Origin of the sequence: Streptomyces sp. NPDC047315 (assembly GCF_040643215.1) — a bacterium.
Lineage (GTDB): Bacteria > Actinomycetota > Actinomycetes > Streptomycetales > Streptomycetaceae > Streptomyces.
The window spans coordinates 168,631-182,156 of sequence record NZ_JBEYTZ010000006.1; the positions used below are offsets into that span (position 1 = coordinate 168,631).

The following is a 13,526-nucleotide window of genomic DNA, read 5'->3' on the forward strand; positions in this document are numbered from 1 at the left end:
ACGCATGACGGCGGTACCCGCTGTTCCGGTCCCGGTGTCGATACCCGCACTCGCCGCGCCGTCGGTGTGGCCGGCGTCCGCCGTCCTCGCGCCCGGCGGGGACGTGGCGGTGGCCGGGGTGCCGCTGACGGAGCTCGCCGAGCGGTACGGCACCCCGGTCTACGTCCTCGACGAGGACGAGGTCCGCGCCCGCGCCCGGGCGTGGCGGCGGGCCCTGCCGGACGCCGACGTGGTGTACGCGGCCAAGGCGTTCTTGTGCCGGGCGGTGGTGGACTGGATCGCCGACGAGGGCCTGGGCCTCGGCGTGTGTTCGGCGACCGAGTTGGAGCTCGCGGCGTCCCGCGGCTTCCCCGCCGACCGGATCGTGCTGCACGGCGACGCCAAGTCCCCGCAGGACCTGGCGACCGCGCTACGGTTGGGGGTCGGCCGCGTCGTGATCGAGTCCCAGTGCGAGATCGCCCGGCTCGCCTCCCGCGTCCCGGGGCCGGAGGCGCAGCAGGTGATGGTGCGGGTGTCCCCCGGCGTCGATGCGGAGGGCCGCGCCACCGGCCCCGCCGGCGGCGCGGCGCTGCCGTTCGGGCTGTCCGTCGCGACGGGCGACGCGGAGGACGCCGTGGCCCGGATCCTGGGCCAGCCGCGGCTTCAACTCGTGGGCGTACACACCCTCTTGGGATCCCAGATCACCGCTCCGGAGCAGTACGTGCGGGGCGTGCGCCGCGTCGTGGCGTTCCTGGCCCGGATCCGCGACCGCTTCGGCGTGACCCTGCCGGAGGTGGACCTCGGCGGCGGCTTCGCGGTGGCGTACCTCCCGGGCGACCCCGCGCCGGCCCCCGCCGCGTACGGCCGTCGCATCCAGGACGCGCTGGTGCGCTGCTGCGCGGAGTTCGACCTGCCGGTGCCGCGGCTGACCGTGGAGCCGGGGCGTTCCGTCACGGGACCGGCCGGGATCGCGCTCTACCGCGTCCTGACGGTGCGGCGCTCCGCGGGCGGGCGGACCTTCGTCGCTGTCGACGGCGGGGTGGGCGACAATCCGCGGCCCGCGCTGTACGGGGCGCGGTACTCGGTCCGGATGATCGGCCGTGCCTCCGCCGCGCCGATGCGCGCGACCACGGTGGTCGGTCGCCACTGCGAGGTGGGCGACGTGCTCGCGGAAGGGACCGAACTGCCGGAGGACGTACGCCCGGGTGACGTGCTGGCGGTCCCGGCGTCGGGCGCGTACCACGTGTCGATGGCGTCGGGGTACGACATGACGGGCCGTCCTCCGGTGGTCGCCGTGTCCGGCGGACGGTCGCGGCTGCTGGTGCGCCGGGAGGGCTTCGACGACCACCGGGCCCGCGACGTCGGCCTGTGACGGACGCCTGCCGGTCACGCGGCGCGGTCGGCGAGGAACGCGTCGAAGGTGCGCGGCGGACGCCCCGTCACTTCGCGCACCGCAGTGGTGACTTCGGACAGGCCGCCCGATGCCATGTCCGCGTACAGCCACAGCAGATCGGTCACGAACCAGTCGGGCAGGCCCTCGGCGCGCAGTTGGGCGCCGGCCTCGGCGGGGGTCTGGGCGTGGAAGGGGACGCCGAGCTTCGCGGCGATCTCCGCGTGGTCCAGGGCTTCGGGGCCCGTGATGTCGTACGTGCGGCGGCGCGCGCCGGCCGGGTCCGTCAGCAGCACGGCCGCGCACGCGGCGACGTCGTACGCGTCCACGTACGCCACCCGGCCGCTGCCGTACGGGCCGCGGACCGAGCCGTCACCGGCGAAGCCTCCCCTGCCGGTGAAGAAGTTCTGCATGAAGCCGGTGGGGCGCAGCGTCGACCACGGCACTCCGGAGGACGTGAGGCGCTGCTCGATCTCCCAGTGCGCGCGCACCGACAGCTTCGATTCGGGGCCCGGCCGCCAGGCGGAGACCTTCACGACGTGCCGGACGCCCGCGGCGCGGGCCGCGTCGACGGCGGCGGCCTGTTGACGCACCATCGGCTGCTGCCCCGCGACCGGCAGCGCGCCGCCGCTGTTCAGCAGGAGCGCGTCGACGCCCTCGAACGCCGCGGCGAGGGTGGCCGGTTCGTCGAAATCTCCGACCACGACGTCACAGCCCAGGTCCCGCCCCCGGGCCTCGTCCCGCACCAGTGCGCGCAGGGGTGCGCCCGCTTCCGTCAGCATCCGGACCAGGTGGCGGCCGATGGTGCCGGTGGCTCCCGTGACGAGAATCATTCACCCTCCAGCCATTAACCTGAGGCATCCTCCGGATAGCTTAACGGGCTTCGAAGCGGACGTCGTACGACGTCGCGGCCGGCGCCAGGGCCGTGAGCGTGCGCTCGGCCTCCGCGGTCAGCTCCGTGCGCTGTGCCGCGGTCGGCGCGCCGAAGGGCTGCACGGTCAGGGTCGCCGACTCCTTCTCCTCCGTCAGCCGCCAGGTCCCCGCGAGGAAGCCGTCGAGGAGGAAGACCGGGAAGGACTGATTGCCCTGCCAGGTCCGTTCGGCGTGCGCCGGATCGAGGACGACGCGCCGCCGGTCGGCGTGGGACAGCAGCAGGTTGTCGTACTCGGGCAGGAAGCGGGCCAGCGCAGGGGCGTCATCGGCGGGCCGCGGGGCGTCCGGGAGGTCGAAGAGCTCGGTGCCGCGTTCGTCGCGGAAGACCAGGAGCCGGGGCCGCAGCCGTACGAAGGCGTCGCGCATCCGGGTCAGCCCCGACCAGGTCTGCATGTCCTTGACGGAGGCGGGGCCGAAGGCGGCCAGATAGCGCAGGACGACGTCCTCGGCGGTGGCCGCGAGGCCGGCCGGACGGTCGAACCACCGCTCGACGGTGGTGAGTTGGACCTGACCGCTGCGCCCCCACAGTCCGCGCGGGGTGACCTGCACCAGCGGGAGGGTGCAGCGGGCGGCGACGGCGAGCGACCAGGGGTCGGCGTGCGGCCAGTGGGTCAGGAGCGCGGCCCGTAGCTCCTTCATCGTCCGCGGCTCCTCCTCCACCAGCTCGCGGGCGATCGCCGCCAGCCGCTCGACGTCGACGCCGGCGAGACCGCCCCGGGCCTGGAAGGTCCGCAACTCCCGGTCGGGGCCGCCCGACTGGAAGAAGGGGCGCAGGGCGAGGCAGTCGTCCGCGGTGTGCGTGTGGATGGTGGAGCGCATGGTGACCATGCGGGCCACCGCGCGCTCGGCCATCAGCGACGACAGCTCCTCGGGGGCGAAGTCCGCGAGCCGGGCGGCGAGGGCGACGTACGGCGGCTTGACGTTCTGCGCCTGGAGGCCGACGAGGTGACGTACGGCCGCTTCCACCGACACCTCGGAGCGGGGTGCGCGCCGCAGCAGCAGTTGGCGGGCGAGCGTGGCCCGGTTCAGGGCGCGGTCGGTGAGGACGGGGGGCGTCGTCGTGAGGGCCATGCGCCCACGCTATCCAGCCTTGCGGACAGCTACGGTCCGCGATGTCCGAACTCATTGGACGCGCGGTGCCCTCGGGGTGGGTGGTGGGCGCGCCGCCATTGGTGCAAACCATTGCCCTCGCTTGGGCAGACAGCGTCGCCGCGGCGTGGGCACACTGTCCGGCACCACGTGGCTTCGGACCGCCGGGGGAACGGTCACCACCTGATCCCCGCGCGATCGCACGCGCGACGAGCGACCGACGGGACGGCCGGCCGGCCGGCTTTCACCCGATTCTGTGCGCTCGCCCCTAAAGCCGTCTCCACCGCCTCCACCGTCTCCAGCAGCTCCATCGCCATGACCGTCTCTGCTGTCTTCACCTCGACCGGACCAGCCATCTGAAGGAGAGTCAGGGTCGCCGGCTGGTCCGTGGCGACGTGCTCCACCACGGGTGCCGCCACGGTGTGGAGCGTGGGCACCGACTACTGACGCGCCGGGCCGGGCGGGCCCGCAGCCGCGCCGCCCATCACAGGCCCTGGGACCGCACCGGCGCCGCGATGCGTGCATGATCGGGAGCATGACGTCCACACCGTTCAATCCGCGCGCCCTGCTCACGGGCAGTCGACTCGGCGTACTCGCCACGATCAAGGCGGACGGCCGTCCGCAGCTCTCCCCCGTCCAGCCCTTCTACGATCCGGAGGCCGACCTCATCCACGTGTCCACGCGCGCCGGCCTGGTCAAGACGGTCAATCTGCTCCGCGACCCGCGGGCCACGCTGGAGGTGACCGCGCCCGACGGCATGTCGTGGGCGACCGCCGAGGGCGTGGCGACGATCACCGGGCCCGGCACCGACCCCGACGGGCCGGAGGTCGAGGCGCTGGTGGCGTACTACCGCGCCGCCGCCGGCGAGCACCCCGACTGGGCGGAGTACCGCTCGGTGATGGTCTCCGACCGTCGGGTGCTGATCACGATGACCGTCGACCACGTGTACGGCGCCGCGATCGGCTGACCGGGCCGCGGGCACGGTGGCGGGCACGTCCGGCCGGGTGCGTCGGCCGTGCCCGCCACCGGCTCAGGACGCGGGCACGGTGTCCGTGAACGTCGTGCCCGCCGTGCGGTACGCCGCGACGCGCTCGGCGACCTGCGCGGGGGAAAGGACCTCGTCCTTCGCGTGCAGCACGTAGTCGACGTGCTGTTCGTACGCGCGGGGCTCGGTGCTCGACTGCCCGGCCAGGCTCGTCAACCACTGGTTGAAGGCGATCAGCATGGGGCGTTCGGGCAGGTAGGCGGCGTCGTGGGTGGCGAAGGGCCGACCGTCGACGTAGTAGCGCACGGCGGTGTCGTCGATGGTGAGGACCAGGTCGCGCCAGCCGCCGTAGCCGGCGCGGTCGGCGGTGTGCCGGTTGACGGCCTGCCCGGTGTTCGGGTCGTACGTCTCCCAGGAGGTGGCGAAGAGGGTGTTGCCCGTCTCGCCCCAACCGCCGTTGGGCAGGTACTCGAAGTCGTACTCGGCGTAGTCGTCGGCCATCGGCGCCTTGAGGTCGTTGATGGCGAAGAACGTCTGGATCACGTGGTCGCCGTCGGGGCCGGACACGGGCGCGTCGCTGAACTTCACCCGGGCCGCGTAGGTGCCGTTGCGGAACTTCATCGCCGATGTCGAGATCTCCGCCTGCCGGGTGCTGGCGGCGCTCCCCGCGGTCTCGGTCCGCAGCGTCATCACTGAAGCGCCGTCCGCGGTGCCGAAGGAGACGTTCTGCGGCGTCCACGTCGCACCGGGCACGCCCGGGCCGCCGGGCCAACTGCGCAGGCTCCAGCCGTGGGCGGCGAGCGCCGGGTCGGTGTGGCCGGTGTAGGCGAAGTCGTCGAAGAGGGCGCGGGCGGGCGGGTCGACCGGGCCGCCCGGCGCAGCGCCCCAGACGGTGGCGCCCGCGTGGTGCGCGGTGACCTTGGGCCAGTCGGCGTAGGAGGTCCGCTCGGCGCCGAAGGAGTGGTCGTCGGACTGGGCCAGGGTCCGCCAGTCGGCACGGTGGAGGCGCAGTCGGATCTCGCCGGTGTCGGCGCCGGGGGCCAGGGTGCCCGCGCCGGCCGTGAAGCCGATCTCCAGGTAGCGGTCGGCGGTCGCGGTCGGCGTCGGCACGTCGGCGAAGGCGCCCGTGACGTTGGCGCAGCCCCGTACCGCCCAGTCGCAGGCGAAGCGGTGGGACGCGCCGGGCGCGTCGGCGGTGAAGTAGTAGCGGAGCTTCACATCGGCCAGCCGGACCGGGGTGCCACCGGTGTTGCGGACCGTGAGCTGGGGCGTGGCCTGCTGCACGGTGGCCGCGGTGGCGGTGGTGCGGTACTGCACGGCGAGGCGTACGTCGGTCGCGGAGCTTACGTCGATGACGGGGCGCGTGTCGGCGGTGGCGCTCGCACTCGCACTCGCGGGTAGCGCCGCGAGGCCGAGGGAGGCGAGGGCCGTCGCGAGCACGCCGACGGCGGCGGTGCGCAGCCGCCGGTGGGGGGATCTTCGCATCTGCTGTCTCTCCTGACGTGGGGCCCGGTGCGGGCCCGGTGGGGGGTGCAGCGGTGATCACCGCAACGGTGATCGCGCAGAACCTACAGAAGGACAGGTCGGACGCGGTAGAGGAGCGAAAGATTCGACACTCCGTCAGTTTGACTGTGCAGCAGGGGAGTCGACGGCGCGCCGGCGGATCGGGCCGCGGTCAGCCGTCGCCGAACACGCGCCCGGGAGCATCGCGTGACCCCTGCTCGCCGCGCCGCTCCTCGTTCGGGGCCGCAAGCGTGGCGCCGGAGGTGTTGACGCACCCCGGGCGTGCGCCCCGATGCTCGCTCACGTCCCAGAACGTGAGCGGACGACGACACAGAGGTGCCCCTGACATGAATTCCACCAGAACCGGCCGGCCGGCCCCGGCCCCGTCCCGCAGTCGCCGCGTCGCGCTGCTGGCCACGGGCGTGACGGCCCTCGCGGCGCTCGTCACGCCGCACGCCAGCGCCACGGCCGCGCCCACCGCAGCCGTCTCCGCCGATGAGCGTGCGCGTTCGTCGAAGGCGGCCCACCGGGGGCCGATCCTCGACGTGCAGCAGACGGCGCGTGCGCAGGTCGACGAGTGCTTCACGGCCATCGGCGGGCCGAGCCCCGAGCCGAAGGACGGGGCCTGCCCGTCCGGCTCGCAGCCGAAGATCAACGGTGCGTACGTGTGGAGCGCGGCCCGCTCCGGCGACCACGCCTACTTCGGCACGCTGTCCAACGTCACCTGCAACGCCTCCTCCACCTACTCCGGCGACACCACCCCGTACCTGGTGAAGAACGCCGACGTGTGCGAGTTCGGCAAGGGCGCCGGCGCCGGGGAGTTGGGCGAGATCTACGGCGACGCCCGCACCCCGCAAGTGCTGCGCGTGAACGCCGACACCCAGAAGGTGGAGGACCTGACGCCCGCCTCCGATCCGCTGCTCAAACGCACGGTCGGACTGCGGGGCGCCGCCGCCCACAACGATGTGGTCTTCCTCTTCGGGCAGTCGGTGAACGAGGGCCAGACCGTGGGCCAGGGCCTGTCGATGTTCGCCTTCGAGGGCAGCACCGGCAAGTTCCTCGGCTCCAAGGCGTACACGGACCTGGTCAGCGCCCGCGGCGGCGTGGTGGCCGCGGACGGCAACCTGTACCTGGCGGGCCGGGCGCCCGGCGTCAACGGCGGCCGGGTGCTGCGCTGGACCGGCGACAAGGAGGCCCCGTTCTCCTTCGAGGTCGTCGCGCAGCTCGCGAACGACCCCGGCTACCTCACCACCTTCAAGGACCGCCTCGTCGCCTCCGGCTGGGGCACCCAGGTGCCGGGCGAGCGGGCCGCGGTCAGCGGCGGCCCCGCGAAGATCTGGATGAGCCCGCCGATCCCCGCGGCCGGACTCACCTTCGACGGCGCGGCGGCCTGGAAGCCGATCTTCTCGTGGGACGAGTACGACCCGGACCCGGTGCTCGGCAAGGGCGTCGCGTGGGGCGCGCTCACCGAGTGGCGCGGCGAGTTGTACGTCGGCAGCTACAACCAGGCGGCCGTCGGCGCGGTCCAGACGATGTGGAAGGCGTACGGGCAGCCCAAGGGCGACGTGCTGCGCAAGCGGGACATGCTCTCCGCCAGCCGCCCGACGACCGTCTTCCGGATCAGCGACCCGGGCACGGACCGGCAGCGCACCACCCTGCTGTACGGGGAGGAGAAGCTGCCGGTGTACAACCCGAACACCAAGCGGTGGACCGCCAAGCCCAACCTGCTCGGCCAGAAGCCGAAGTTCGGCCCCGCCGGCTTCAACGGCAACGTGGGCAACGCGTACGCCTGGACCTTCACCGTCTTCCAGGACCGGCTGTACATGGCCACGTTCGACAGCACCGGGCTGATCACCCCGGGCGCGCACTTCACCGCGGTCAACAACGGGCTGTCGCAGACGACGAAGAGGACCCTGGAGTCGGTCGTCGGGCCGTCCCTGAAGGCGACGCTCGGCGGCGGTGACGTCTGGCGCATGGACGACCCGGGCGAGCCTGCGGTGGCGGAGACCCTGAACGGCTTCGGCAACCGCTCGCAGCACGGCGTGCGGGTGTTCCTGCCCTTCGAGGACAAGGGGCTGCTGTACGCGGGGATGGCGTCGTCGTGGAACTTGCGGGCGACGGCGAAGGATCGGGGCGGGTGGGAGTTGAACCGGCTGGTGCCGGGTGGGAAGCGGGCGCCGCTGGACGTACGCCTCCCCCGCGACGCGCAGGACGCGGCCCGCACCGCAGGCGTGACGTCGCCCTAGCCCCCGCGGGCGCCCGCGCACCGAGGACGTACCCGCCGTTGCCCTGCGGGACACGCCGGTCTCTACGGCCCGGTGGGACTTGTTCCCGCAGTTCCCCGCGCCCCTGATTCGCTCCGCCCGTCGGATATCTGCGGATCGTTGCGCTGGCACCCCCTACGCCCGCAGGGCGTGGGCAATTAGGGGCGCGGGGAACTGCGCGACAAGCCCACCACCGGGGTGCGGAGACCAGGAAGCCTCAGGGCGTACGGCGGGTATGTCCCCGGGCGCGAGGGAGTCGTAGGGGTCACGGGCCTTCGGGTGGGGCTTGGGCGTCGCGGCCTCGGTTGACCAGGCGGGTGACCTGTTGGCGGGAGTGGCCCGACATCCTGGCCAGCTCGCTCAGCGTCAGACCGCCGTCGTCCACCGCCGCCCGGTACCCCTCCACCCGCGCATGCGTCAACGCTCCGTTCAGCGCCCGGAACGCCGCAGAGAACTCCGCCCACGCCTCCCGGGTCGCGCCCCCGCCCAGCACCACCGGCGGCGGGCCGGGCCGGCGCAGGGCGCGCAACTCCGTCAGGGAGTGCTCCACCCGCTCCAGCGCACCGCGGAAGTCGGCACACGCCGCCAACGCGGTGTCGATCACCCGGTAGAACTCCGCGAGTTCGTCGTACGGAACGTCCGACCCCACATCACCGCGCCCCTGCGCCCGCACAACGACTCCCTCCCCGAAGATGCGTCAAATCCAGCACAAGTGAATCCGAAACACCCTTCCGAGGGAAGAGATGAACCGTTCTTCCCGAGCTCTATGGACCATGACGTGACTCGTCCCTAACGTGAAGGGACACCCCGAACCGCGGAGGTGATCCGTGCTCAGCCACCGACCGAACCCCCATCCCACACCGGGTCGCCGCCGCGCCGCGGCCCGCGCCCTGACCGCGCTCGGCGTGCTCGGCGCGCTGCTCGCGGTTCTCGCCGCGGCCGGCGTCATCGCACCCGTCGCACCCGCAGCAGCGCAGGCCGCAGCCGCACAAGCCGCACAAGCCGCACGAGCCGCCCGCGTCACCGTCGAGGGCCCGCCGCTCACCACCCCGCCCGACCGGCTCGCCGCCGCGCTCGACTGTCCGTCCGACTTCCCGCGCTCACGGCGCGAACCGGTCCTCCTCGTCCACGGCACCGGCGTGGACGCCGCGCTCAACTGGGGCTGGAACTACGCGCCCGCGCTGCGCGCGCAGGGGTACGACGTGTGCACCGTGGACCTGCCCGCCCGGTCGACGGGCGACATCCAGGAGTCGGCGGAGTACGTCGTGCACGCCCTCGCCGCGCTGCACGCCGCCACCGGCCGCAAAGCCGACGTCGTCGCCCACAGCCAGGGCGGACTGCAGGTCCGCTGGGGGCTGACCTTCTGGCCGGGGCTGCAAAGGACGGTCGACGACGTCGTCAGCCTCGGCACCCCCGAGCACGGCACCGCCGCCGGCGACCTGCTGTGCGCGCTGCCCTGCGCTCCCGCGGCGCACCAGATGAAGCGCGGCTCCGCCTTCCTCACCGCGCTGAACTCGGGCGACCTGACCCCCGGGGACGTCGCGTACACCTCGATCTTCACCCGGGACGACCTGGTCGTCACGCCGTACCGGACCGCGGCCAAGGAAGGGGCGCGCAACATCGGGATCCAGGAGGTGTGCGGCATCCGGCTGGTGACCCACATCGGCCTGGTGTACGACTCGGTGGCGTTCCGACTGGTGCTGGACGCACTGGCCCGGCCCGGGCCGGCCGATCCGAAGCGGCTGCCGGCGGGGGCGTGCCTGGGCGATCCGTACGTCCCCGGCGTCGACGCGCGCGACGTCGTGCACGCGACGACCGTGGTGGCGCCCGCGGCGGCCACGGCGCTGGCCGCGGCGCCCAAGACGCGGCGGGAGCCGGCGTTGCGCCCCTACGCCTCGCCGCGGCAGTGACCAGGCCGCGGGCGGTGCGGCGCAAGCGCCGGAAGATCTCCGCCTCAACCATAGACAGCCACGTTAGCGTGAATTAACTTCATTCCCATGGGGGCTCCCATCGCCCCCTCGACACGCACTTGACGGCCGACTGCAACCCTTCGCCGCTGCGTACATGACAACAGAACGAGCTACTGGCTGTTCACTAGACGCCATTCGTCCCGCCTCCACCGCCAGTCACCAGGAGAACTCGTGACCCATGCCTGGCCCTCGTACCTCCCGTCGTCCCTCGACATCCCCCGGGTCGGCGTCGACGCGATCCTGGCCGGCGCCGCCCGGGCCTACCCACAGCGCGTCGCCCTGCGGGACGGCGCCGAGTCACTGACGTACGAAGAGCTGCGCGAGGCCGCGCTGCGGGTGGCCGGTGCGCTGCGCGCCCGCGGCTTCGAGCCGGGCGACGTCGCGGCGCTGCACATGCCGAACACGCTCTGGTACGTCGTGGCGTACTACGGCGCCCTCTGTGCCGGCCTCACGGTCGCACCGGTCAACCCGGCCCAGCCCGCGGAAGCGCTGCGCGGCCAGCTCGACGACTGCGGGGCCGCCGTGGTGTTCACCCACCCCGCGGCCGTCCGCACCCCGCAGACCGCCGCGGTGCTCAGCCGGGCGCGGCTGGTGGTGCACGTGCCCGCGACCGCCGCGGGCCCGGCCCCGGAGGGCACCGAGCTGCCGGACGCCTGGCCGGCCCTCGCCGACCTGCTGACCGTGCCGCCGCTTCAGGGCTACCGGCCCGATCCGGAGCTGGTGGCCCACCTCCAGCTCACGGGCGGCACCACGGGCCGCACCAAGGCCGTGCGCGTCCTGCACCGCAACCTCGTCGCCAACGTGCTCCAGACCGCCTGCTGGCGCTCCTTCTCCCGGCCGGAGCTGGACGAGGACGGCGGGCTGCACGCCCGGCGCTCCCCCGACGCGCCGGACCTCGGCATCGTCCCCGGCGCGTGCGTGAACCTCACCGTGGCGCCGCTCTTCCACGGCCTGGGCCTGGTGGGTCACAACGGCAACACGCTCATGGGCGCCACCTGCGTCATCTCCGGCGGCGGCTTCGACGCCGACAAGTTCGTGGGCGACATCGAGACCCACGGCGTCACCCATCTGTCCGGCTCCCCCGCCATGTTCTACGCCATGCTCGCCAGCCCCGAGCTGACGCGGCGCGACCTGTCGTCGCTGCGGCTGGTCACCTCGGGCGCGGCCCCCATCGACAGCAAGGCGCTGGCCCGGTTGCGCTCCGTACTGCCGCAGGCGGAGGTGTCCGAGGGCTACGGGCTGAGCGAAGCCACGATGGGGGTGACGATCACGCCGCCGGGCACCGCCCCGCGGGACGGCTCCGTGGGGCGCCCGGTGCCGCTCACCTCCGTCGAGGTCCGCGCCGAGGACGGGGTGAGCGTGCGCCCGGTGGGCGAGCCCGGCGAGGTCTGGGTGCACGGCCCGCAGGTCACGGACGGCTACCAGGGCGAGCCGGAGCTGACGGCCGAACAGTTCGTCGACGGCTGGCTGCGCACCGGCGACGTCGGACGGCTGGACGGCGACGGCTTCCTCCACCTGGTCGGCAGGGCGAAGGACATGCTCATCTACAAGGGCTACAACGTCTATCCGCAGCCGCTGGAGGACGTCCTGTGCTCCCACCCGGACGTGGCCCAGGCGTCCGTCGTCGGACGGCACGAACCGGCCGTCGGCGAGGTCCCCGTCGCGTTCGTGGTCGTCGAGCCCGCCGCACGGGAGCGGGCCGTGGGCGACGGCGCGTTCCGCGACGGCCTGCTGGCGCACGTCGCCGCGCGCGTCGCGCCGTACCAGAAGGTCCGCGAGGTGCACCTGGTGGACGCGCTGCCGTTGACGCCCACCGGCAAGGTCCTCAAGTCCGAGCTGCGCCGACGTCTGCACCCGGACGCCTGACGCAACCGGCGCCGCGCACCTGGCGTCGTACCGCCGCACCCCCGTGCACCACCGCACCAACGAGGAGTCCCGCATGCCCGCTGAGAGCCACGTCGTCACGTACCAGGAGCTGTTCATCGGCGGTCGCTGGACCGCGCCCGCGGGCAGCGACGTCATCGAAGTCGTCTCCCCCGTCACGGAGGAGGTCGTCGGGCGCGTGCCGTACGCCACCGCCGCCGACGTCGACGCGGCCGTCGCGGCGGCGCGCAAGGCGTTCGACCACGGCCCCTGGCCCCGTACCCCGCTGTCCGAGCGGATCGCGGTCGTCACCCGCATCAAGGAACTGATCGCCGAGCGCCACCGGGAGCTGGCGGAGCTGATCACCCTCCAGAACGGCTCGCCGCTCGCGTTCTCCGTGCGCGGACAGGCCCTGTCCGCGGTCGGCGCGTTCGGCGCCGCGCTCGCCGTCGCCGCCGGCTTCCGGCAGGAGGAGGAGCGCGCCGGCGTCGGCGGACCGGTCCTGGTGCGCCGGGAGCCGGTGGGCGTGGTCGCCGCGATCACCCCGTGGAACGTCCCGCAGATGACGATCGCCGCGAAGCTGGCGCCCGCCCTGCTCACCGGCTGCTGCGTGGTGCTCAAGCCGTCCCCGGAGACCCCGTTGGACGCCAACTGGCTGGCCGGGGTGTGCACGGAGGCGGGGTTGCCCGAGGGCGTGCTGTCGGTGCTGCCGGGCGGCCGGGACACCGGCGCGCACCTGGTGGGCCACCCGGACGTCGACAAGGTGGCGTTCACCGGCTCGGTGGCCGCCGGGAAGGCCGTCATGGCAGCGGCGGCGGGCAACTTGACCCGCGTCTCGCTGGAGCTCGGCGGCAAGTCCGCGGCGATCTTGCTGGACGACGCCGACCTGGCCACCGCCGTGCCCGCGATCGTCGCCGGCACCTGCGGCGCCAACAGCGGTCAGGCGTGCGTCGCGCTCACCCGCGTACTGGTCCCCGACGCCCGGTACGACGAGGTGGCGACCGCGCTGTCCGGGGCCTTCGCCGCGCTCGCGGTCGGCGACCCGGCCGACCCCGCCACCGTCGTCGGCCCCCTGGTCACCCGGGTCCAGCAGCAGCGGAACCTGGAGTACGTGCGCATCGGGCGCGCGGAGGGCGCCACCGTGCTCACCGGCGGCGGGGTGCCCGAGGGGCTGACCCGCGGGTGGTACGTGGAGCCCACGCTGCTCGGCGACGTCACCAACGACATGCGGGTGGCCCGCGAGGAGATCTTCGGCCCCGTCGTCTGTCTGATCCGGTACGGCACCCAGGACGAGGCCGTCGAGATCGCCAACGACTCCGACTTCGGCCTGTCGGGCGCGGTGTTCTCCGCCGACGCCGAGCGGGCGACCGCCGTGGCCCGACGCATCCGCACCGGCACCATCACCGTCAACGGCTTCCGGCTCGACCTCGCCGCGCCCTTCGGCGGCTTCAAGCACTCCGGCGTCGGGCGCGAGTTCGGCCCCGAAGGGCTGGACTCCTACGTCGAGTACCAGACCCTCAACCTGCCCACGCCGTGAGGCGTGGCCGCAA

At 73.5% G+C, this 13,526-nt stretch carries 11 protein-coding genes; 6 read left to right on the plus strand and 5 right to left on the minus strand.

Annotation, left to right across the window (positions count from 1 at the left end):
* Positions 1-4: 4 nt before the first annotated feature.
* Positions 5-1,351, plus strand: coding sequence for a diaminopimelate decarboxylase (lysA, locus tag ABZ842_RS08715; protein ID WP_361533932.1), 1,347 nt, complete (start codon positions 5-7; stop codon positions 1,349-1,351).
* Positions 1,352-1,365: 14 nt separating this feature from the next.
* Here lysA and ABZ842_RS08720 read toward each other — a convergent pair whose 3' ends face one another.
* The 3 genes from ABZ842_RS08720 to ABZ842_RS08730 form a co-directional block, all read right to left on the minus strand.
* Positions 1,366-2,202 (minus strand): NAD(P)H-binding protein, encoded by an 837-nt coding sequence (locus tag ABZ842_RS08720; RefSeq protein ID WP_361533935.1) that lies wholly within the window; start codon positions 2,200-2,202, stop codon positions 1,366-1,368.
* Positions 2,203-2,242: 40 nt separating this feature from the next.
* Positions 2,243-3,373 (minus strand): winged helix DNA-binding domain-containing protein, encoded by a 1,131-nt coding sequence (locus ABZ842_RS08725; protein ID WP_361533938.1) that lies wholly within the window; start codon positions 3,371-3,373, stop codon positions 2,243-2,245.
* Between the two features lie 194 nt (positions 3,374-3,567).
* Positions 3,568-3,810: a hypothetical protein gene (locus ABZ842_RS08730; protein ID WP_361533941.1), complete on the minus strand. Its 243-nt coding sequence runs from the start codon at positions 3,808-3,810 to the stop codon at positions 3,568-3,570.
* Between the two features lie 116 nt (positions 3,811-3,926).
* Here ABZ842_RS08730 and ABZ842_RS08735 point away from each other — a divergent pair, with 116 nt between their 5' ends.
* Entirely contained in the window at positions 3,927-4,358 is a 432-nt protein-coding gene (locus tag ABZ842_RS08735) for a PPOX class F420-dependent oxidoreductase (RefSeq protein ID WP_361533944.1), read from the plus strand.
* A 63-nt stretch (positions 4,359-4,421) separates the two neighbouring features.
* Here ABZ842_RS08735 and ABZ842_RS08740 read toward each other — a convergent pair whose 3' ends face one another.
* Positions 4,422-5,861: a cellulose binding domain-containing protein gene (locus ABZ842_RS08740; protein WP_361533947.1), complete on the minus strand. Its 1,440-nt coding sequence runs from the start codon at positions 5,859-5,861 to the stop codon at positions 4,422-4,424.
* Positions 5,862-6,226: 365 nt separating this feature from the next.
* Here ABZ842_RS08740 and ABZ842_RS08745 point away from each other — a divergent pair, with 365 nt between their 5' ends.
* Positions 6,227-8,125, plus strand: coding sequence for a hypothetical protein (locus ABZ842_RS08745; RefSeq protein ID WP_361533950.1), 1,899 nt, complete (start codon positions 6,227-6,229; stop codon positions 8,123-8,125).
* A gap of 283 nt (positions 8,126-8,408) precedes the next feature.
* Here the strand turns inward: ABZ842_RS08745 and ABZ842_RS08750 are convergent, their stop codons facing one another.
* Positions 8,409-8,816, minus strand: a complete 408-nt coding sequence (locus ABZ842_RS08750) for a hypothetical protein (protein ID WP_361533953.1) — start codon at positions 8,814-8,816, stop codon at positions 8,409-8,411.
* Positions 8,817-8,970: 154 nt separating this feature from the next.
* Here ABZ842_RS08750 and ABZ842_RS08755 point away from each other — a divergent pair, with 154 nt between their 5' ends.
* From ABZ842_RS08755 to ABZ842_RS08765, 3 genes are all read left to right on the plus strand, one after another.
* Positions 8,971-10,053: a hypothetical protein gene (locus tag ABZ842_RS08755; protein WP_361533956.1), complete on the plus strand. Its 1,083-nt coding sequence runs from the start codon at positions 8,971-8,973 to the stop codon at positions 10,051-10,053.
* Positions 10,054-10,284: 231 nt separating this feature from the next.
* Positions 10,285-11,979 (plus strand): class I adenylate-forming enzyme family protein, encoded by a 1,695-nt coding sequence (locus ABZ842_RS08760; RefSeq protein WP_361533959.1) that lies wholly within the window; start codon positions 10,285-10,287, stop codon positions 11,977-11,979.
* 73 nt (positions 11,980-12,052) lie between these two features.
* Positions 12,053-13,513, plus strand: a complete 1,461-nt coding sequence (locus tag ABZ842_RS08765; protein WP_361533962.1) for an aldehyde dehydrogenase — start codon at positions 12,053-12,055, stop codon at positions 13,511-13,513.
* The last annotated feature ends 13 nt before the right edge of the window (positions 13,514-13,526 follow it).

Excerpts from the sequence above, each read along its gene's own strand:
- lysA (WP_361533932.1), top strand. The coding sequence starts at position 5 with ATGACGGCGGTACCCGCTGTTCCGGTCCCGGTGTCGATACCCGCACTC.
- ABZ842_RS08720 (WP_361533935.1), bottom strand. The coding sequence starts at position 2,202 with ATGATTCTCGTCACGGGAGCCACCGGCACCATCGGCCGCCACCTGGTC.
- ABZ842_RS08725 (WP_361533938.1), bottom strand. The coding sequence starts at position 3,373 with ATGGCCCTCACGACGACGCCCCCCGTCCTCACCGACCGCGCCCTGAAC.
- ABZ842_RS08735 (WP_361533944.1), top strand. The coding sequence starts at position 3,927 with ATGACGTCCACACCGTTCAATCCGCGCGCCCTGCTCACGGGCAGTCGA.
- ABZ842_RS08740 (WP_361533947.1), bottom strand. The coding sequence starts at position 5,861 with ATGCGAAGATCCCCCCACCGGCGGCTGCGCACCGCCGCCGTCGGCGTG.
- ABZ842_RS08745 (WP_361533950.1), top strand. The coding sequence starts at position 6,227 with ATGAATTCCACCAGAACCGGCCGGCCGGCCCCGGCCCCGTCCCGCAGT.
- ABZ842_RS08765 (WP_361533962.1), top strand. The coding sequence starts at position 12,053 with ATGCCCGCTGAGAGCCACGTCGTCACGTACCAGGAGCTGTTCATCGGC.